Source organism: Mesomycoplasma ovipneumoniae (assembly GCF_033343935.1).
Lineage (GTDB): Bacteria > Bacillota_I > Bacilli_A > Mycoplasmatales > Metamycoplasmataceae > Mesomycoplasma > Mesomycoplasma ovipneumoniae_G.
Genome location: NZ_JAWPGQ010000005.1, coordinates 69604 through 90723, shown reverse-complemented (window position 1 = coordinate 90723; position 21120 = coordinate 69604). Strand labels below are relative to the sequence as shown.

17 protein-coding genes and 1 riboswitch are annotated in these 21120 nt (G+C 28.8%); of the genes, 7 read left to right on the top strand and 10 right to left on the bottom strand.

Annotation, left to right across the window (positions count from 1 at the left end; translation table 4 throughout):
• Positions 1-231 precede the first annotated feature (231 nt).
• The 5 genes from R7X45_RS02025 to R7X45_RS02005 all read right to left on the bottom strand — a co-directional run bounded on the left by R7X45_RS02025 (position 232) and on the right by R7X45_RS02005 (position 5388).
• Positions 232-1941 carry an ABC transporter permease subunit gene (locus R7X45_RS02025; protein WP_318055723.1) on the bottom strand — a complete coding sequence of 570 codons (1710 nt, stop codon included), beginning with the start codon at positions 1939-1941 and terminating at the stop codon, positions 232-234.
• Positions 1922-2707: an ATP-binding cassette domain-containing protein gene (locus R7X45_RS02020; RefSeq protein ID WP_318047231.1), complete on the bottom strand. Its 786-nt coding sequence runs from the start codon at positions 2705-2707 to the stop codon at positions 1922-1924. The genes R7X45_RS02025 and R7X45_RS02020 overlap by 20 nt, the downstream gene beginning before the upstream one ends.
• Positions 2685-3866, bottom strand: a complete 1182-nt coding sequence (gene cypl, locus R7X45_RS02015) for an ABC transporter thiamine pyrophosphate-binding lipoprotein p37/Cypl (RefSeq protein ID WP_318055722.1) — start codon at positions 3864-3866, stop codon at positions 2685-2687. The genes R7X45_RS02020 and cypl overlap by 23 nt, the downstream gene beginning before the upstream one ends.
• Before the next feature lie 155 nt (positions 3867-4021).
• Positions 4022-4113: riboswitch (TPP riboswitch) on the bottom strand.
• 125 nt (positions 4114-4238) lie between these two features.
• The gene (locus R7X45_RS02010; RefSeq protein ID WP_318055724.1) at positions 4239-4625 is read right to left on the bottom strand and encodes a restriction endonuclease subunit S; all 387 of its coding nucleotides are present in this window, start codon (positions 4623-4625) and stop codon (positions 4239-4241) included.
• A complete protein-coding gene (locus tag R7X45_RS02005) occupies positions 4549-5388 on the bottom strand; it encodes a restriction endonuclease subunit S (protein WP_318047010.1) in 840 nt (279 codons plus the stop codon). Before R7X45_RS02005 ends, R7X45_RS02010 begins: the two co-directional genes overlap by 77 nt.
• Before the next feature lie 320 nt (positions 5389-5708).
• Here R7X45_RS02005 and glpK point away from each other — a divergent pair, with 320 nt between their 5' ends.
• From glpK to R7X45_RS01990, 3 genes are all read left to right on the top strand, one after another.
• On the top strand, positions 5709-7241 hold the full coding sequence (gene glpK / locus R7X45_RS02000; RefSeq protein ID WP_318055721.1) for a glycerol kinase GlpK: 1533 nt from the start codon (positions 5709-5711) through the stop codon (positions 7239-7241).
• 13 nt (positions 7242-7254) lie between these two features.
• Positions 7255-7992 (top strand): MIP/aquaporin family protein, encoded by a 738-nt coding sequence (locus R7X45_RS01995; RefSeq protein ID WP_318055720.1) that lies wholly within the window; start codon positions 7255-7257, stop codon positions 7990-7992.
• Positions 7993-8085: 93 nt separating this feature from the next.
• On the top strand, positions 8086-10122 hold the full coding sequence (locus R7X45_RS01990) for a leucine-rich repeat protein (RefSeq protein WP_318055719.1): 2037 nt from the start codon (positions 8086-8088) through the stop codon (positions 10120-10122).
• Between the two features lie 1185 nt (positions 10123-11307).
• Here the strand turns inward: R7X45_RS01990 and R7X45_RS01985 are convergent.
• The 5 genes from R7X45_RS01985 to trpS all read right to left on the bottom strand — a co-directional run bounded on the left by R7X45_RS01985 (position 11308) and on the right by trpS (position 16440).
• Positions 11308-11925, bottom strand: coding sequence for a transposase (locus tag R7X45_RS01985; RefSeq protein ID WP_318055718.1), 618 nt, complete (start codon positions 11923-11925; stop codon positions 11308-11310).
• A gap of 195 nt (positions 11926-12120) precedes the next feature.
• A complete protein-coding gene (glpO, locus tag R7X45_RS01980) occupies positions 12121-13254 on the bottom strand; it encodes a type 2 glycerol-3-phosphate oxidase (RefSeq protein WP_318055717.1) in 1134 nt (377 codons plus the stop codon).
• A gap of 53 nt (positions 13255-13307) precedes the next feature.
• Positions 13308-13721 (bottom strand): MAG3450 family membrane protein, encoded by a 414-nt coding sequence (locus R7X45_RS01975; protein WP_129644171.1) that lies wholly within the window; start codon positions 13719-13721, stop codon positions 13308-13310.
• On the bottom strand, positions 13714-15453 hold the full coding sequence (thrS, locus tag R7X45_RS01970; RefSeq protein WP_318055716.1) for a threonine--tRNA ligase: 1740 nt from the start codon (positions 15451-15453) through the stop codon (positions 13714-13716). Before thrS ends, R7X45_RS01975 begins: the two co-directional genes overlap by 8 nt.
• Positions 15454-15456: 3 nt before the next feature.
• Positions 15457-16440 carry a tryptophan--tRNA ligase gene (gene trpS / locus R7X45_RS01965; RefSeq protein ID WP_318055715.1) on the bottom strand — a complete coding sequence of 328 codons (984 nt, stop codon included), beginning with the start codon at positions 16438-16440 and terminating at the stop codon, positions 15457-15459.
• A 66-nt stretch (positions 16441-16506) separates the two neighbouring features.
• Between trpS and R7X45_RS01960 the strand changes: the two genes are divergently transcribed.
• From R7X45_RS01960 to R7X45_RS01945, 4 genes are read left to right on the top strand one after another with little or no spacing between them, the layout of a single operon-like run.
• Positions 16507-16863 carry a PTS transporter subunit EIIB gene (locus R7X45_RS01960; RefSeq protein ID WP_044284230.1) on the top strand — a complete coding sequence of 119 codons (357 nt, stop codon included), beginning with the start codon at positions 16507-16509 and terminating at the stop codon, positions 16861-16863.
• 44 nt (positions 16864-16907) lie between these two features.
• On the top strand, positions 16908-20102 hold the full coding sequence (locus tag R7X45_RS01955) for an ATP-binding protein (RefSeq protein ID WP_318055714.1): 3195 nt from the start codon (positions 16908-16910) through the stop codon (positions 20100-20102).
• Positions 20089-20829: a ribonuclease HIII gene (locus tag R7X45_RS01950; protein WP_334308809.1), complete on the top strand. Its 741-nt coding sequence runs from the start codon at positions 20089-20091 to the stop codon at positions 20827-20829. Before R7X45_RS01955 ends, R7X45_RS01950 begins: the two co-directional genes overlap by 14 nt.
• Positions 20813-21115, top strand: a complete 303-nt coding sequence (locus R7X45_RS01945; RefSeq protein ID WP_080684852.1) for a YneF family protein — start codon at positions 20813-20815, stop codon at positions 21113-21115. Before R7X45_RS01950 ends, R7X45_RS01945 begins: the two co-directional genes overlap by 17 nt.
• Positions 21116-21120 lie beyond the last annotated feature (5 nt).

Here is a 21120-nt window from a genome sequence, read left to right as displayed (position 1 = left end):
GCTCAATTTAAATAAAATGAGTTTTCTATTTGCATTGAGTTTAAATAGTAGTTGTTTTTTATGATTTTTGTTAGTGTTTTAACTAAAAAAGGTAGTTTAAATATTTTGTAATTTTTCTTTTTTAAGAGTATCTCATCAAACTGCGAAACACGGGAAAAGAAAAAAACATGAAAAAATTTTTATTTTTCATGTTTGTATTTATATTAATAAAAGAAATTTAAGCGATAAAGGTTATAATAAATATTTTTTTGCCCCAACATTAAAAATCATATTTTTCAATTTGACCATAATCGCGAGTATTTTTTTAAAATAATTGTTTTGAATAGATATAATAACAATTTCGATAGATAAAATTAAAAACCAAGTTACTCACGAAAAAGTAAAAAATGCTGTTCTATCACCGGCAATACCTGTCTGCGAAAGACTCGAAAGTTTTTGCCCCAATAAAGATCCGCCAAAAATTCCATAAAGAAGCAAATCATGAATTGAATCTGAAATTTGAACCGATAAATATTTAAAATATTCCTTATAAATTAACGGGAAAATATAGTGAGTTATTGTCTTAAATTTACTTCATTGCCGAAGTCTTAGTAATTTGTATTTTTGCCAGTCGATTGAATTAAGAGTTTCGTTTAGTTTTTTTGCCATTCCAAGTCCGTTTTTAATTCCAACAAGAAATGTCAGTCATAAAATTGGTTGAACAGCAAAGCTAAGGAAAAGATAAAAAATAACAATTGACGGGATTATTCTAAAAAAATTAAGCAAGAATTTAAAGAATGATCATTTAATTCAATGGTTTAATTTTTCATTTGCAGCCAGTAGTCATAAAATTGAAACTACAGCAATAATTGCAAGACAGACAATAACTTGAGCTAAAAGATTTCAAACCATGTAAATTGGATTGTCTAATTTTCCTTGCAGAAAAACACTTCAGTCAATAACAAAAAGTGATCCAAAAAAACGATTAATTTGATGTTGATTAACTTTTCATGACTCAATATCCAAAATGCTAATAATGAATAAGGTTAATATAAGAAATCCAAAAAAAATCCGTAAAATTCAATTGTAATTTACTTTTAATCATAAAATATATTTATTTTTTTGGTTTACATTAACAGATCTTTTGTGTAATATAAATTTATTAAAGAAAATTATTAAAAATTCCAAAAAGGTAGCAAATACTAATAAAACTGCAAGTGGAATTCCGACAATTTTTCAACCTAATGCAGGATTTTGAACTCCATCATTAATTAAAATTCCAATACCAATAACTCCAGTTGCTGAAATAATGGTTGTTCAGCGAATATTTGCTTCAAAACTGAATAAAAATAGTCCAATAAATTTATTAATTACAAAAGGTAAAATTTCATTTTTAAACGCAAAAAAGCGATTTTTTCCTTTAATTATTGCTTTTTGATACCCGCTTAAATCAAGCGAATTTAAAAAAGAATAAAAATACCGATGTAGCCAAATTCAAGAAAATCAAGTTACAATTAAAATTGCCGCTAATTTTGGAGCAAAAATAAGTTGTAAAGGATCAATTATAAACGGAATTGGAAAGGATTTAAGAATTATAATAATTCATCAAATTATGCTTTTTAAATATTTATTTTTAATAAATTGTGAGCTAAAAAGGGCAGAAAAAAAAGCAAGAGTTGCACCGATAAAAGTGCCAAGAAAAGTGTATTTAATTGTGATTCATAAAAATCTCATACTTAAAGAAAAAACTGAATCACTATAATAAGGATGTTTATTTGAAAAAGCAAACAAATCAGTTAAATTTTTTTTAAAAAGGGTTCAACCATTATAATTAATTTCGGAAAAAATTGAGTAAAAAGATACAATAAACAAAACTAAAAAAACAAATGTGAAAAAAAGTTTTGTTTTTTTAAATCTTTGGTAAGGCTTGTTTTTAAATGCGCTAATGATCGTCATCTTCATTGTCATCCTTACCAAATATTGAATCTATTTGTTCTTGGTCAATATCTGAAAATGAATTATAAAAGTTAGCATTTCCATTGTTTATTAGTAAAATTCTGCCATCATATTTTTTCACTAAATTAATATTATGAGAAATAATAATTGTGATTGAATTATTTAATTTTCCAAAATTAATAATTAAATCAATAATTTTTGCCGCTGTTTTTGGATCAAGAGCTGAAGTTGGCTCATCAGCGAGAATTATTTTTGGGTGGTGTAGCATTAGCTTTGCAATTTCAACTCGCTGTTGCTGACCTCCGGATAAGTCCTGAAAAATAGAGTAAATTTTTTCTTCCAGACCAAGTTGGCTCATAATTTTAATTATTTGTTCTCGTTGGTTTTTGGTTGGAATTGCAAATAAACTGTAAAAAATATTTTTATACTTAGGTAAATTTTTTGCTAAATTTAAATAAACACTTTGAAAATTTATTGAAGTTGGTGTTTGGGTAAGATATCCAACTGTTTTTAAAAAATTTTTTTTATTTTTTTTGTTTTGATCTAATAAATTTTGTTTTTGCCAAATTAGTTTGCCTGAAACAAAAATATTTTGTAAAATTGACAAAAAAAACGAAGATTTACCTTGACCACTTGGACCAATTACAAATAAAAGTTCTGTATTACATAACTTAAAATTAAGAGGATTTATTAAATTTTTTCCATTTTTATCATGTCTAAATGAAAAATCTTCAAAAATTAGACAGTTTTTAGTTTGTTTTTGATTGGTCATAAATCTTACGGAATTCAGGGTCCTGTTGATTTATTTTTCTATAACCATTGTACCCAACGTTTGGACCATATTCATCTTTTCCGTTTTTTGCCATGTTAATAAATGCTTGAGAAATTAAATCAGCTTGAAGTTTATTAAAAGTTGGGCGGTATGAACCAATGTCGTATGAAGCAGGGTTTGTTAGCATAAAAATTTCAACTTTAGAGTCTGGTTTAGAGTCTGTTTCGCTTGAAGTATATTGTTTTGAATCTTTTTTATTTTCAGTTCAAGCAAAAGAAGCCTCATCATCAAAAGCGATTCTAAACTTTGGATCTTGACCAATTGTATAGCCGCGTCCTTGAGTATATTTATCTGAATGTCCTAGTCGATCTTCATTTAAACTAACTGATCTAAAACTTGGACCAAAATGTTTTTTTAGAATAAAATTCTGCATTTTAAATTTTCCAGCAGAAGTTAGATTTCCGTGAATTATTCCATAATTTCTAAATTTAGGTCAGTCTTTATCATGTCAACTTTTTTTAATTTCAGCTCTTGTTTTTTCATCGCCATAAATCATAATCATACCACGGTAATATGAAATTATTTTTCGTGGGTTTGAATCATCATATAAAAATCGATAGGCAATTTTGTCTCATTTTTGCGCATCATTTGGGTCGCTTGACCATTCATTATAAGGGGTTTTATTAAATAGTTCATTTAATTCTTTTGCACCTTTATATAATGGGTCATTTTCTGTTCCATCGGTGTAAAAAACTGCCGATTCAGGGCTATTTTTAAAAGCTCATGTTAAAGTTTGGAGACCATTATAAAGTTGTTTGTCTTGGTCATCCTCAATAGTTGTAGTTGCATCTGCAATTGCAAAATCAAGCGCATTATCTGAGTTATTTGATGATTTTAATAGCGAAAGTTTTGCTTTTGCATCATCATTTCCAACAAAATGAAAACTTACATCAGGCAAGTCTTTAGTTTGTGGATTTGCCTCTTTTAGTTTCTTAAATTCTTCTGTTAAATTGCTAAGAAATTTATTAACACGATCAGGTTCTTCTTTAGTTTTAAGTTGAAATCAACTTTGACTTAAACCAAGGTTAACTTTTGTATCTCATGTTTGAGCTAGTTGCTCTGGATTTTGATCTGAAGTATTGATACATGCAGAAATCACTAATGGTACTGTTAAAAAAGAAGAAAAAAAAGACAATTTTTTTAAAAAATTTCTTTTTTTAGAGTGAAATTTATTTTTTTTCGTCATTACAAACAATTTTCCTTTTGTGTTTTAGTAAACAAGGTGTTTTATGACGATTTTAGCATTTGCTTTTAAAGAAAAAAGGACAAACTCGTTACGCTAGTATTACCTAGATCAACTTTTAAGAGTTTTTCTCAGCCCAAAACGGACACCTCTGTTTACCTAGTCTAAATTATAGCATAATCATTTAAAAAATTTGACAAAAAATAGTACGAAAAATCAAAATTTTTTTCAAAAAATTCATTTTTTAATTAAACTTAAGCATTTTTTAACAAAAAGCCAAAAATTTTTTTATATAAACATTTTAGCAATAAAACTATTTTTTAAATTTTTTAAATATTCAACTTTTTGCTCATAAGCGAAAATTAGTGAGTCAAAAGTCTCAAAAAGTTGTGAAATTTTTTGTTGTTCAGCAACATCTGGGGTGAATTTTAGCTCAATTTTCAGCACATTTGAGCTAATTAAATGTGGGATTGTCCCTTGAGAAATGAATTTTTTGGAGTTTTTTTCGAACTGAATTGCAAAAAGAGTACTTTCAGGATATTTTTTTGAACTCAAAATTCCACAATTAGAGGTAGCAAAAAATTTTTCTTGAATAAATTTAGCCGATCCAGGATTTCCGTGAGTTGAAAAGATTATCTTTTTTTGCGCCAAATATTCGTTGTAATAACCAAATATTCCGTGATTTTTTATTTGTGATGAATAAACCGGGTAGATGTATCCGCTCTCTCTCTACGGGTCTAGTTTTTATTTGGTGTTTGGTTAACGTTTGACCTCGGGAAATCTCAAATAAATTTTTTACTTGGTCAGTAATTCAGGCTGATTTGAAACCTTTGAATCTAATTGAAGGAAAATCTGAACTTAAATTAGCAAACATTTTATTATTGAAATCATTTTTAAGATTTTTCAGGACGCTTATTTTTTCTTCAAGTTTATTAGCTAAGTTTTCAAGTGCTTCAAAAAGTTGGGAAATTTTTTTCTGCTCGTTGATATTAGGGGTAAATTTTAATTCAACTTGCGCCATTTCCGAACTAATTAAATGTGGAATTGGTCCTGGGGTAATATGATCGCGAGTGTTATTACCGATTGCAATTGCAAAAAATTCATTTGGTTGGTACTTTTTTGAGATTAAAATTCCGCAGCCAGAGGTTGCAAAAAATTTTTCCTTTCGAAAATTAACGACTCCTGCATTTACGCCATCAGCTGTCCATGTTATTACATTTTCAGCCAAAAAATCTTTATAATATCCCAAAATTCCGTGATTTTCTATTTGCGAAGAATAAACTGGGTAGATATATTTTGCCGAAACAAACGGACGAAAATATTTTTTGGTTAAATTGCCGCTTCGATTTATTAAAAATAAATCCCCTACTTTTTTTGTTAGTCACGCTGAGTCAAATTGTTTGAATCTAATTTGTGGTGAACATATTTTTTTTAACATTAATTTTCCTTGATTTTTTCAAAAAAATTTTTTTGATTAAATATTTTACTACGAATTCACCAAATCTAGTTTAAACAATATAAATTTAACTATTTTTAAATAAAAGTTAATGTGTTAATTAAAAAAATCACCTTGGATTTAAAACCGCTGTCAAGACAAAAATTTTTGCAAAAAATGTAATTTTGTTATCTAATTTTTGATTTTTTTCAAAACTTAAACAAAATTAAAATTTATTATAAGATTTTACATTTTTATAAATAAAAAAATCTTATCTAAATGGTATAATTAAATTAAAAAAAGCACAAAAAGGGGGCTAAAAAATGGACGACACCATCAATCAAAAATATATAATGACACTTGATTCAGGAACAACTTCATGCCGAAGCTTGGTTTTTGATAAAAATGGCGATGTAATTTCCATTTCTCAAAAGGAATTTCAGCAATATTATCCACAATCAGGTTGAGTTGAACATGATGCAAATGAAATTTGGAATACTCAACTTTACACAATGCAAAGCGCTAAGACGCGCGCGAATTTAAAGTCAGATAACTTTATCGCTCTTGGGGTCACAAACCAACGTGAAACTGTGGTTTTGTGAGACAAAACAACCGGTGAGCCGGTTTATAATGCGATCGTTTGGCAAGATCGCCGTACAAGTGACTTTTGTGATGAACTAATTTCACAAGGACACCAAGATTATATTAGAGAAAAAACTGGACTTTTAATTAATCCGTATTTTAGTGCAACAAAAATACGTTGGATTTTAAAAAATGTCCAAAAAGCCAAAGATGTTTTGGCTCAAGGTAATCTTTTGGCCGGAACAATTGACACTTGACTTATTTGAAAATTAACTCAAGGAAAAACTCATGCAACCGACGTCTCAAATGCATCAAGAACAATGATGTTTGACATCAAAGAGAAAAAATGAGACCAAAAAATACTTGATTTATTAGAAATACCAGTCGAAATTTTGCCAAAAGTTTTACCTTCTGCGGCCGATTATGGAATCGTTGAACCTAGTTTTTGATCAATTAACGCAAAAGGAAAAGTGCCAATTTATGGAGTTATTGGTGACCAACAATCTGCCTTATTTGGTCAACTTTGCACTGAAGTTGGAATGGTAAAAAATACCTATGGAACAGGATGTTTTACCTTAGCAAATACAGGTCAAAAAATTGTACAGTCAAAAAACAACCTTTTAACAACAATTGCCTGACAAATTGGCGATAGTCCGGTTGAGTATGCCCTTGAAGGTTCAGTTTTTATTGCCGGTGCAACAATTCAGTGGCTTCGTGACGGACTTGGAATAATCGAAAATGCCGCTGATACTGATTATTTTATTTCCAAAACTGATAAAGACGACCACCGGACAATTTTAGTTCCATCTTTTACCGGACTTGGAGCTCCTTATTGAGATTCTTATTCTCGGGGTGCAATTTTTGGTCTTGAAAGAGGAACAAGAAAAGAACATATTATTAAAGCAGCCCTTGAGTCAATTGCTTTTCAATCAAATGATTTAATTAAAGCGATGAAATCTGACTTAGGTCAAGAAATTACACTAATGAAAGTTGATGGTGGTGTTTCTAAAAGTGACTTTTTAATGCAATTCCAGTCATCAATTTCTGAGCTTGAGATCTCAAGGCCAAAAAACACCGAAACAACAGCAATGGGAGCGGCTTTTCTTGCAGGATTGCATGCAAAATTCTGAAAATCAATTGACGAATTAAAACAAATTTCACAAATTGACAAAACATTTAAGCCACAACTTGACCAAAATCAGGTTCAAAAACTAGTTGCAAATTGAGATCTTGCTGTTAAAAAAACTCTAAATTGAGTCAAAGACATAAAATAAAAGGAAATTTTATATGGAAAATATCATTTATTTATCTGAATTTCTGGGAACGGCAACGCTAATTTTGCTTGGAAATGGCGTTAATTATTCTGTAAGTGCAACAAAAATGTTTGCAAATCAATCAGGAAAATGGATTGTTATTGCCCTTGGTTGAGCTCTTGGTGTGCTTTTAGGAATTATGGTTGCTAACGGAATAGCCGGTAATATTTCTGTTGCCCATTTAAATCCGGCAGTCTCAATTTTTTTTGCTATCAGCACAAAAAATGCCGAACTTTTAGCACTTATTCCTTTGCAAATATTAGGGGCAATTTTTGGCCAGATAATTCTAAATACAATCAACTGAAGTCATATTAAAGAAACAAAAGCAGAAGTTATTGCCTCATGTCACCACACCGGACCGGCATTTAAAAAATCTTATGTAAGCAACTTTTTATACGAATTTATTGGAACTATTGTCTTACTTGCCACAATTGCCTTTTTGGATAAATCATTTCAAACAATGGGGCCAATAATTGTTGCGCTAATCGTGCTTTCAATTGGACTATCACTTGGATCTTCAACTGGTTATGCTATAAATCCTGCGCGTGATTTTGGTCCAAGATTTATCTTTTTCCTTACTTCATTTGTCTTAAAAAAACATAATAATTTCTTGAATGTTAATAATTGAAAAGAAATTTACGGATTTGACTATTCATGAAATCCAATTATTGCTCCTAGTTTAGCCGCGGTTTTACTAGGTTTTGCGATTTAATTTGCCTTTTTTACTAAGTTTTTTTGATTTCTTTCTTGGAAATTTTTAAGCAATTTGCTATAATGTATAGTCAATATTTGGTTTAGGGGCATTATGAAAAAACTTAGAAAATCGTTGTTTTTACTGTTAATAACTTCAGGGAGTTTGCTTTTAACTTCTTGTGGACTTACTACTTCACGAATTGAGTTGCAAAATAAAAAAGATGAAAATGCAAACACTCAATCTCAAGAGAATAATTTTATTCAAAAAGAAACTCTAACAACTGAAAAAACCGGTGATTTGCTAGATAATTCAGAAGCCCAAATTAGCCAAAAAAACAATTTTGAACAAAAAATTGATCAAAAGTCAAATCTAGTTTCAATTCCAAAACCTAATATAAAAACAAAAACAGTCAAAAAACAAATTTTAAAAAATTTTAACCAAAACCAAAACCAACAACAGCAACAAAAGCAACTTTTAAGCCCAAAAAATGATAATAAAACCGAGATTATCACTAAAAAACAGCCAGAAGCGGCTGTTTTTGCAAATTTTTCACAAAAATATTTACAATTAGAAAATGATGTCAAGAATTTTATTAACACTGAATTAAAAGAGCTAAAACACGAATTTTTTAGGGATAAATTAAATCAAGTAATTGACGAGGTTGAATATGAAAAAATTCGTGACCAAAAAAATCAAAATCAATCCTTTTTCAAAAATAACATCGAAAAACTAACAAAAATTTTTGATGAAGTTAAAACTAATTATAAAAATTCAACTGATTTTTCGCAAACAATCGAGCCAAAAATTCAAGATGAAAAACCAAAGGAAAAAGACGAAAATTCTTATCCTTTAGGAATTGAAAAATACCAAGATTATCAAGGTAATTTAAATTCCAATAACTCTGCCAAAAGTTTTATGAATTTAATTGACCCAAAAGATGTAAGAAATTTTGAATATCAAGGCTATAATGAAAAAAATCGCAAAAAAGTTGCTGATTTTACTAAAAAATTAATCGATGAGTCTAAGCCAAAAACTGATCAAGAAAAAATAAAAATTATTTTTGACTGAATAATTAAAAATGTAAAATATGCTTGAAATCTAAGTCGGATTCCCGCGGTTGAGCCTTCGGCTGTTTTAGAAGAATTATACGCTGTTTGTGGTGGTTATTCTAATTTATATAAAGCAATGCTTGATTCAATTGGTATTAAAAATTCAATTGTCATTGGTTGATCAAAATTTGGTCCACACCAGTGAAATTTAGTTTTTGATACAAAAACCAAAGAATTTTTTCACTCAGACCCAACTTGAGGACAATTCAGAAGAAATGATGCTGAATTTGCAAAAGATCATAAAACCTTTAAAATTCTTGACTCATTTTATTCAGAAAATGGCCAAACTTATGAGTATAATTTAGGTGTTTCGCTTGTTTCTGCTAACACTAGCGACATTAAGCCTGCCACTGAAATTAAAAATAAGTCTAAAATAGTCGGCATTTCTAATGATTTTCTAAAAAAAGCAAGCAAATTATACATTGGTCCAAATGTTTCGCGAATTGATTATCAAAGTGGAACTTTTAACGTTAAAAGTATTGAAGTTGATCCCCAAAACCCTTATTTTGCATCAAAAGACGGCGTTTTATATAATAAAAACTTGACAAAATTAATTATAATGCCTGAAAAATACGACTTTTCTTCATTTGTTTTGCCAAAAACAGTCCAAGAAATCGAGGACTACAAATTTTCTCTGAATGCAAAAAATTTAGAAAAAATCACTGTCGAGCCGGGAAATTACTACTTTAGAGACTATGGCGGAATTTTATACAACAACGATTTGAGCAAAATTATTTTTATCCCTAAAAATTATAAAGGCAAAATTATTACTGCTAGAAATGTTAAATTAGACCCACATACATTTGCAAATAATCCAAAAATCACTGAAATTGAAATTAGCCAAGGTACAAAAGAAATTCCCGATTTTACATTTAACTCTCTAAGTTCGCTTTTAACTATTAAAATACCAGAGAGTCTTGAAAAATTTTCTGAAAATGCTTTTGTAGGAATTGATCTAAGAAAAGTGAAAATAATTTACCCGCCAAACATTGATAAAAATGTTGCTAGCGTTCTGAAAAAATTAAAAAAGATGCAGTAATTTATTGCATCTTTTTTAATTTGGAAAAATATTATAAATATTAGGTGGTTGCTCTAAAATTACCTTTTTATTAAGTTTATTTGATTTTTCTGATTTTGACAGTTTGATGGCAAAAATTCACTTTTCAATGAATATAAATATGCAAAAATACCCGTAAATCCGGGTTTTTTGATTTAAAATCTTATTTTTTTATTATTTTAAAATCAACATTTTGCAAAAAAAAAAAAAATGCTTGGTCTAAGGAAAAATTATGTTATAATAAGACCCACTAAGAATATTAATAAATTTGATATTGAATTAAGGGGGAATTAGTTATGTTTTTGTCATAGAAAAATCAGAAAATGTGAATTATCCATTATATTTTTAAATATGATGGTATGCCTTAAATTTAACCGTTTAGAATTCTACAAATTTAAGGCTTTTGGTTATTGTTCTTTCAAAACTTCATATATTTTTTTAGGCTCAATGCAAATAAAAACGAGTTTTCTATTTGCATTGAGTTTAAATAGTAGTTGTATTTTTTTATGATTTTTGTCAGTGTTTTAAAATAGGTAATTAACTTTTGCCAAAAAAGTTAAAAAAGCGTCCAAAACTAAACTAGGACAAAAAATAACAGTTTAATATTATTTTAACATCATAGCATATTGTTGTGGTGTTTTCAATTTAAAATTGATTGAATTCTATAGTTGTTGTATCAAAATATATAATCTGCAATTATTTTTTTCAGATCTTCTAAAGTTATTTTACTTAGTCTAACTTGTTTAAGCATTCACTTTTTATAATTGAAAATCAGCATTCAGCCTCCCTATTATCTAATGAATTTCCTACACGAGACAACGAAACAGTTCCTCCCATTTTATTTATTTTGTCAATATAGATTTTTGAAGTGTATTGAAATCCATGGTCTGAATGAATAACAAAATCTTTATCAATAGACCTAAATGTCTTTATATTATCCATAACTAAATTAAGATCATTGTTTACAGATAATTTAAAATCTCTGATTTTTTTAGTTTTATGCTCAATTATTACAGACAAAAATACATGACTATCCTTAACATCTCTGGTAGCTTTTGCATATGAAACATCAGTAGCAAAAATATTTCTATTTAATTTATCTTTGTAGTCGCGTTTAACAATATCCGGCAGTGCGAATTTGGTGTTCTTAATTTCGTTCTTTCTTCTTTATCGTCTAATTTTGCATACTAAATTCAATCTTTTTAAATGTCTTCCAAGAGTTCGAGGGTGAATGTAAATATTATATTTCATAGAAATATAAGCACTCAACCTTAAGCGACCATATCTACCTTCGTTATCAAGAAAGGATTTTTTAATTATTGCGTCATTTTTGTACTCCTTTACTTTTATAACTCTAGTTTTAGATTTTGCCACTGATTGTCTGCATACATTAAAAATTTTTGCAGATTTGCTGTAGGGAATATTTAGTGTTTTGGATTCACTAAGTTTTGCTGATTTTGATTTATTTTTATTGATTTCGTAATATCTCTTAGCTATTTCCATTAATTCTTCTTTTGTAAATTCGTTTCAATCAGGTTTAATTGATTTTTTAGGTCTGCCACTCCCTGGTTTTCTGTTTGAACCCTTTTTATCTAATAATTGATCTTGCATACCATTATTATAATATCTAATAATTTTTTTGATTCTTCGAAGTAGTTGTGTTCTGGTTATAAAATTTGTATCTGGCGAAATATCATTTATATAATTTATTGTTTGTTTTAATCCAAATTCATTGTAAATTTTATAAATCATATCAAATTCGTCTTTTTTAAAGTGTCTTGACATTAGTATTCTCCTTTTTGTTGCATTTGAAAATTTAAAAAAGCTAACACTTTGAGTGTTAGCTTTCTCCTTAAACTCAAACAAAAAAGCCAACACCTTAGTGTTAATTTTTTTGCCTAGTTTAAACCCGGACACTTTTTTAAGATTATCTATCAAACTGGGAAACTCGTGATAAATATTCGCTAGATTGATCTAAAATTACTTTTTTATTAAGTTTATTTGATTTTCAACTAATTTTACAATTTCTAAAGCAATTGCAGGGGCTGCTGATAAACCTGGCGACTGCATTCCGGCGGCAAAAATAAAATTAGGATCTTTATAAGAAGGTCGAATAACAAAATCGCTATTCTGAATTTCGATCGGTCTTGAGCCTGCGAGTGCAAAAATTGTTTCCTGATAATCTAAGGTTGGAATAATTTTATGCCCAATTTTTTGAATTTGCTCAACAAGATTAAAGTCAAGGCAATTTACCTTTGATTTATGGATATTTTCTTCAGCTGTTGGTCCAACTAAAATATTACCATCAGGACGAGGGGCGACAATTACACCTTTTCCATATTTTTGGGGCACTAGAAAATAAACATCTTTTACATCAGGGTGATTTCTAAGAATTAAATATTGGCCTCTTCGTTGTTTTTGACTAAATTCGGAAAATCCGGCTAATTTTCCAATTTCATCAGCATAATGACCGGCGGCGTTTATAATAATTTTAGTTTGAAAAATTTTATTTTCTTCATTATTTGTTTCAATTTCAAATAACTGTTGGTCATTTTTTGAAATTGAAACAACTTTTGCGTTAGTATAAGAATCAACACCATTTTTAAGGGCAATTTCTAAAAAAGCAAGGCTAGATTTGACCGGATCGATAACTCAAGAATTATCACACTCAAGGGCTAATGATGCTTGTTTTGAGACTAAAGGATATTGAGTTTCTAGCTCTTTTTTTGATAAAACTCTTAAATGTGACTGACTAAGTCCGTTGATAATTCCGCGCTCATAAAGGTCATAAATAATTTTTTCTTCTTCTGAATCAAAGGCAAGAACAATGCTTTTTGCTTGTTGACGAGGAAAGTTTACTTTTGGAAATATGTTTTCAATTCACAATTTATGTCCTAAAACATTTAATTTTGCTTTTAATTTATGCGGTTTTGGGTCAAAACCACAGTGAATTATTCCTGAATTTCCTGTTGTTGTTTCTGATGCAACGTATTTTTTTGCCTCAAGTATTGCAATTTTTAAGTCAAATTTACTTAATTCATAAGCAATATTTGTGCCGATTATTCCAGCCCCAATAATAATTACATCGTATTTTTGCAATTTTTTAGTTTCCATATGTCACTAATTCCTTTTGATAATTTTATAACTTAATTATATCAAAATAATCGCTATTTATTGGTTGATTTTAATTTGTTTTTATATAAACGGTTGGCAATTTTCTTTTTGATAATCAAAGATGGAATAATTAAAAAAATTGAAATTAAAACTAAAATAACTCGTAAAATTACCAAAGCTCTTGTTGAATTAAGTGGATAGGTAAGCAGTAAAAAGGTTAATGAAAATAAAATAACAGTATAATAAAAAATAAAAGAAAAATCGACCACTTTTAGCCTAGTTAAAACCAGTGAGGCAAAAAAACAGACAAAAAAATTTAAAATCCCAATAATGGCTAAAATTCAATATGAAATTATCTCTTTTTGTCAAAAATCAGGCGAAAAAAATATATAAATTAAGCTAATAGGAATAAAAATTACAATTAATGCAAAAACAAAATCCGGAATTTTTGTTATTTTTTTATACATTTTTTTCGCGGTTTTTTAGCAATTCAATAAAGTCAACTAATGAAATTTTGAAAGATTCTTGTGAACCAAATTCGCGATAAGTAATTTCGTTTTTTGCTATTTCTTCATCACCTATAATTATCTGAAAAGCAGTTTTTTGTAAATTTGCTTCACGAATTTTACGTGTAATTCGTTCAGATCTTAAATCAATTTCAGAATTATATCCTAAATTAAAAAGTATTTCGTGGATTTTTTTACTATATTCATAATGTTTTTCACCAACGGGAATCACGATAATTTGCTTTGGTGAGAGTCAAAACGGCAATTTTCCTTTAGTTTGTTCTAATAAAATTGCAATAAATCGCTCATAAGTCCCAATCAAACCACGGTGAATCAATATTGGAGTTTCCTTTTGATTAAATTCGTTAGTAAAACTAATTCCAAATTTTTGTGGCAAGAGAAAATCTAGCTGTAATGTCGAAATTGTAACTTCCTTATTTAGAGCTGTCTTAATTTGAAAGTCAATTTTTGGGCCATAAAAAGCAGCTTCACCGATTTTTTCAACATATTCTACATTGTTTTGATCAAGAAATTGCTTTAAATCATTCTCGGCTTGATTCCACATTAAATCATCTTGAAAAAATTTTTCTTTGTTTTGTGGGTCTCTTTTTGAAAAAGAAATATAAAAAACTTTTATTTTAAAAAAATCAAGCACTTCTTGAATCATCTTAAAAAGGTGACTAATTTCGCTAAAAATTTGCTTTTTTGTGACAAAAATATGCCCTTCAGTTAAATCCATTGCTCGAACTCGCTCTAAACCTGAAAGTGCACCTGATTTTTCATAACGATACAACCTAGATTGCTCTGAAACTCTAAAAGGCAAATTCCGATAACTAAAATGTTGCTCAGAAAATAAAATTATATGGTGTGGACAAGTCATTGGTCGCGGAATAAGTGCTTCATCTTCAACTTTAATTGGCGAAAACATGTCATCTTTATAATGTTGTAAGTGTCCTGAAATTTCATAAAGGCTTTGGTGACCAAAATGAGGGGTTAAAACTTCTCTAAAACCGTAATTTCGGTCAAATTCTAGTATTTTTTGCCTAATTTTGTTATGAATTTTCATCCCATTTTCAAGTCAAACTGGAAAACCTAGTCCAAAATAATGGCTAAAACTAAAAAGTTTTAACTTTGAACCAATTCGGCGATGGTCTCTTTCTTGTCTTTCTTGCAAAATTTGAAGAAATTTTTCAAGATTTTCCTTTGAATCTCAACTTGTACCATAAATTCTTGTGAGTTGCTTATTTTTTGAATTTCCACGTCAATAGGCACCTGCAATTTTTAGGAGTTTAAAATTTTTTATTTGATTCAGACTCTCAAGATGTCTTCCAGCACAAAGATCCTCAAAAAGTATATTGTTTTGCTGGTCAACAATTGAAAAATAGGTCACTTTTTCAGATTTGTTTTCAAGATCAGATTTTAGCTCTTGTTTGTAAATTTGACTTTGAAAATCAAGATTTTTACCTTCTGTTTGAACAATTCTTAAATTTTTTGAAACTAATTTTTTCATTAATTTTTCAATTTTTCCAAAATCTGATTCAGAAAGTGGAGTTTCTAGATCAAAATCATAATAAAAACCATCATCATAAACAGGACCAATTCCTAATTTTACATTTGGAAAAAGTGTTTTTATTGCAAGTGCTAAAAGATGAGAGGTAGAATGATTGAGTTCGTAATCAATTTTTAATTCCATGAGTTAAAGCCCCATTTTTTGTTTTATTGTTTTTAAATTTGAATTTGCTATTTGATTTGCTTTTTTCGCCCCATTTTTTGCAAAATTATCAACAAATTGTAACATTTTTTGGTGTTTTTTTTGTAAATCTTCGAGAAAATTAGCAACAATCGTGCCAACCGTTTCTTTTAAAAACTTATAGGATTGATCTTGAAAAAAATTAAGTGTTTCTTCTTGAGTTTTATCAGTAAAGCCCATATAAATATTCAAAAGATTATTGATCCCCGGCTTTTCTTGGCTAAAATAAATTTTATTTTCAGAATCAGTTTTTGCTCTTTGAATTTTATTATAGGCTTCTTGAGGTGAATCACTTAAAAAAATAGCCGAGTTTTTTTGGCTTGTTGATTTAGACATTTTTTTGGTTGGATCAGTAAGTGACATTATTTTTTGCGCATTTTGGGAAATTATTGCCTTAGGAATGACAAAATCTGTCTTATAAATTTTGTTAAAACGATGAGCAATTTTTCGTGTAAGTTCTAAATGCTGTAATTGATCAGCGCCAACGGTTACAAAATCAGGATTATATAAAAGAATATCTGCAGCCATTAAAATTGGATAAGTTAGCAAACCTGTTGGAACTTTTTCGGTATTATTTTCCTGTTTTTGGCGAGATTTATCTTTAAATTGCGTCATTCTTGAGAGCTCGCCAATTGTTGTTTGGGATTGTAAAAGTCAAAAAAGTTCACTGTGAGCACTAACATCAGATTGAAAAAATAACACTGTTTTTTCAGGATCAAAACCACATGCAAGATAAAATGCAAAAATACTAGCCCGGTTTTGGGTTAATTTTTCTGGCTCAATTGGCAAAGTAAGGGCATGAAGATCGGCGACAAAAATAAAATTTTCATATTGATCTTGAAACGAAAGACTCGGTTTTATCGAACCGAGAAAATTACCAATCGTCAAGTTTCCAGTTGCAGTTATTCCACTTACTAATCTTTTTTTCATAGCAAAAAAATTTTAGCATAATTATAATGAATTTTTTAGAAAATGAGTATAATTTAAAAAGATATTATGAAGCTAATTTCCAAAATCATTTATTTTCTTTTGCAAATTTTTAGCTTTGGTTTGTTTGCTAAACGTATTAAAGAAAAACATAATAAAACAAAGTCTGAAATCACCTTTGATGACAAAATCGGTTTCAAAGTTGATGATCTAGTTAAATTTTTAGGCGGGACTAAAAATATTGACTCATGTGATTTTACAGTTTCTAGATTAAAAATTAAATTAAAATCAACTGAAGGCATCAATGTTGAAGAAATTGGAAAATTAAAAGGGATTTCAGGTGTTGTTGTTGGTTTAAACGAAATTAATTTAATAGTTGGTAATAAATCTAAGGCTATTTGAAAAGCTATAAATAATTTTGAATAAGTTTAAAAACAGTTTAAAAAATCCTAAGGAAATTACATAAAAAAATGCAAAAATTTGGAACCCATACCCGTGAAACCCAAAATTCAACTGGTACAAATCAAAATTTAAGCTACGAGCGTTTACTAGCAAATTTAATCACAATTGAACGTGCAGATTCAGCACTTTTTACAAGAATCGACAACGAAAATTATATAGATTTATTTTCTGCTTTAAAAACTAGCGATCTTAGAAAATTAATCTCTTCACCAATTTCTTCTGTGTCATTAACAACAAGTGAATTTGATGATTTTATTGAAAAAATAGAATCAATTAATGACAAAGATGAATTAATTGAATACTTAAAAAATTCAGACTACAAACTAAACCCGCTTGCCCAAAGAGCGCTTAATTCTGATTTTCAGTCAGCAAAAAAAGACATATTAAACAAAATATCATATAAAAAACAAACAAGTCTGGCAAAATGAAAACGTTTGATCAAAAAAGCTTATGATATTCTTAGAGATCGAAATGTTTGACCTTTGCACATTGGATTTTGCTATATTTCTTTGTCAATTGAAGACCGAAGTTTTTTTGGGCCTTTATTTGTTAAAGAATGTGAAGTTACAATTGTAAATTCAGTGCCAAGACTTAATGCTGATGGACATATAAAATTAAATAATAAACTGCTTGCATTTTTAAAGAAACTTGACATTGATTTTAATTTTGACTTTGATTTTTCAGAATTTTCAATTGAAGAAGTAATTGAAAATGTTAAAAAATTCTATAATGATAAGTTTGAAATTCCTAGCATTGAAGGAAAAATCGCAAAAGATGTTTCAACTCCAGAAGATACAATAAATTTTCACCCCGGAGTTGTTCTAGGATTTTTCAACATTGGCGGATCACATCAGCGTCAAATCATGGAAAAAATGATTAAAACTGGTGAAATTCACAACTTAATTGAAGTTGATATTAACAAAACCACATACAGAAACAATGTTGAAAAATCAATTTTTTCACCGAAATTTACAGGATTTTTTAAAATTCAGCCTACTAATTTTACCCAAGATTGCGCCCATATTTCGGCAATTTTACAAAACACAATTATTTGAGGGCCTCCTGGAACTGGAAAATCTCAGACAATAGCAAACATTATTTCAAATGTTATTGCCCTAAATCGAACCGCACTTGTTAGCTCGCAGAAAAAAATTGCCCTTGTTGTTTTAAGAAAAAGACTAAAAATGATGTCATTTTTCTGTCTTTTTGTCATTAATGAAAAATTGGAAAATTATAAAGATTTTTACAAGCCAATTGAAGAATATATTGAAAATATTGAAAATTTCAATATGGAATCAAAACTTAAAGAAATTAAAGTGTTTTCCGATGATGATCGCCAATATTTAGAACTTTTAGAGAAAATTTTCCCTAAAATTGAAACTTTAACAAATACACTTGATGCCTATAAAACAATTGAAAAAGCTAACAATTTTTTTAAACTAAGTATTGCTGAAACTCTTTTTAAACTAAATAAATCGATTAATATCAATCCAAAAAGATCACCCCATTCAAGAACTAGCCTAAAATTACACATTATTGAGTCCAAACTCAAACGTAAATTAAAAATTTATGAAAAAGCAATGCATATGGCTTCTAATGAACTTCGCCAAGATGTTGACTTAATTCTTGAAAACCTTGCTAATTATGATGACAATTTGGAAAACATTTATAACAAAATTTCAAAATTAGAAATTTCTAATTTTGAAAATCTCGAAAAGTTTCTCAATTTTGTTAAAAAACCAAAAGTTGAAGTTCTGGATGATAAGGCTTTATTTATTTACCATGCAAAAAAAGTCTTTGAAGTCTTGGCAAAATTAAATAATGACCCTGAATTTCAACAGCTCTATACTCGCTTCAGACTTAGTGTTAAACAAAAAAAGAAAATGTCTCCTTACAAGTTTTTACTAAAACATGCCGAAATTATTAAGATTTTGTTCCCAGTTATTATTACAACTCCTGACATTGAACTTGTAATGTTTGAAAAACGTTATTTTGATTACATTATTATTGATGAAGCTTCACAAATGTTTTTAGAAGAAGCACTCCCACTTTTATTTTACGGAAAAATTAAAGTTCTTGTTGGTGATCATCAACAAATGCAACCAATTCGTTGGTTTGCTTCAAAAATGAATGATGAATCAGAAGATGATGCCTTTGCAAATATTGAATCAATTCTCGAATATGCCCATTCCAAAGGTGTTTTTAACATTATGTTAGACAAAAATTACCGTTCACATCATGCTTCCTTAATGTCATTTAACTCCCGTCATTTTTATGATTCAGAGCTTAAAATTGCCAATAATCATAATTTTGAAGGCAATGATGTAATTGAAGTTCATAATGTTAATGGTCAGTGAGACGGTCAGCAAAATATTGTTGAGGCAAAAGCAGTTGTTGATATTGCCCAAAAAAATATCAACAAATTTTCGACAATGATAATTTTGGCTTTTAATAAAAATCAGCAAAATGCAATTGAAAAAATAATTTTTGAATCCTATCCAGAAATTGAAAAATTAATTTATACTGATAAAATTATTGTAAATAGTCTTGAAAATATTCAAGGGGATGAGGCTGATTTAGTAATTGTCTCAGTTGCCTACGATCAAAGTGCAAAATTTGGTTCAACTTATATAGCACGAAAAGGTGGAAAAAACGCCCTAAATGTTGCTACTTCTCGTGCCCGTCAAAAAATGATAATTTGCAAGTCAATAAATGCTGATGAAATTCAAAATACTTCTAACTCTGATGACTTGGAAATTTTTAAATCATGAATTAATTTCTTGGATCTTGATGTTCAGTCACAAATAAATTATTCACGTAAAAATAAAGTACAACTTTCACTTTCAGAGTTAAAAAATGTTGCAAAATCAAGCTTTTTTGCCGATTTTCAGCAAGAATTTGCCGAAGAATTTTTAGGACTTTTCCCAAATTTGGAGCTAAAAACCAACTATGTTGTCGGAACCGAGCAAATTGATGTTGCTATTTTTGATCAAGGCAAATTTTTACTTGGAATTTATTTAGATTCACTTGAATATCGCAAACCTAAAGAGTATATTGAATATTTTGATGCAATCAAATTCATTCAGCAAAAAAAATATCCAATTATTATAATTAATTTTGTTGAATGAAAACTCAATAGAAATAAAGTAACCGAAAAACTCAAAAAAGAAATTATCAATTTGAAGGAAGATGATCTTGTTTAAACCGGAATTATATCAGGTTGATGATTTAGTAATTGGCTGTGATGAGGTTGGTGTTGGCGAGTATTTTACAAATTTAACTGTTTGCTGCGCTGTTTTTCGCCAGTCAGAAATTGAAGTGCAACTTATTGAAAAAATTGTTGATTCAAAACTTTTAAATGAAAAAAAGATTAGTGAACTTTTTGAAATTTTGGACCAAAAAATTACTTATAAATTTATCTCTTTAGAGATGAAGGACTATAATGATCTAATCCAAAAAGGACTAAACTCGCATGAAATCAAAGCTTTTTTGTATTTTAAAGTACTCAGAGAACTAGTTTTAATTTTTAAAGATGTTCCAATTGATAAAATTTTCATTGATGGTTTTGTCTCGGCGCAAAAATTTAGTCAATATTTTGCTAAAATAAGTAAATTTTTCAACATTGAGCCATGAAATTTTGAAAAATATCCCTTAATTTTAGAGAAAAAAGCCGACACAAAAATTAAGCAAGTTGGAGCTGCTTCGATAATTGCAAAACATGTCTTAAGTCAAAAATTCAACAAACGGCAAGAAAAATGAAAAGCAATTTTTCCGGCTGGTTCAAATCAAATTGAAAAAATTGTTAATTTTTGCCTTGGGCAAATTCAGAAACACGGGACAATTTTCCTTGAAGAAAATGTAAAATTACATTTTAGCATTACTGATAAAGTCTATACGAAACTAAAGGAAAAAAATGGAAAAAATAGCTAAATTATTTCAAGAAAATTCAGAACAAATTATCTCAAATGTCGGTACAGCTGGCGGAGTTGGTCTTGGTGGCTGAATTGGCATAACTATTGGTGTTGGAATTATTTTATTTATTATTGGCGGTGTGATTGCCTTAATAGTCTCAAAAAAAATGTTTGAAAAACAAATTCGCGAAAATCCACCAATAACTGAAGGCATGATTCGCGCAATGTATATGCAAATGGGTCGAAAACCATCTGAGGCACAAATTAGAGCGGTTATGCGATCAGTAAAAAACGCTAAAAAGTAGGAAAT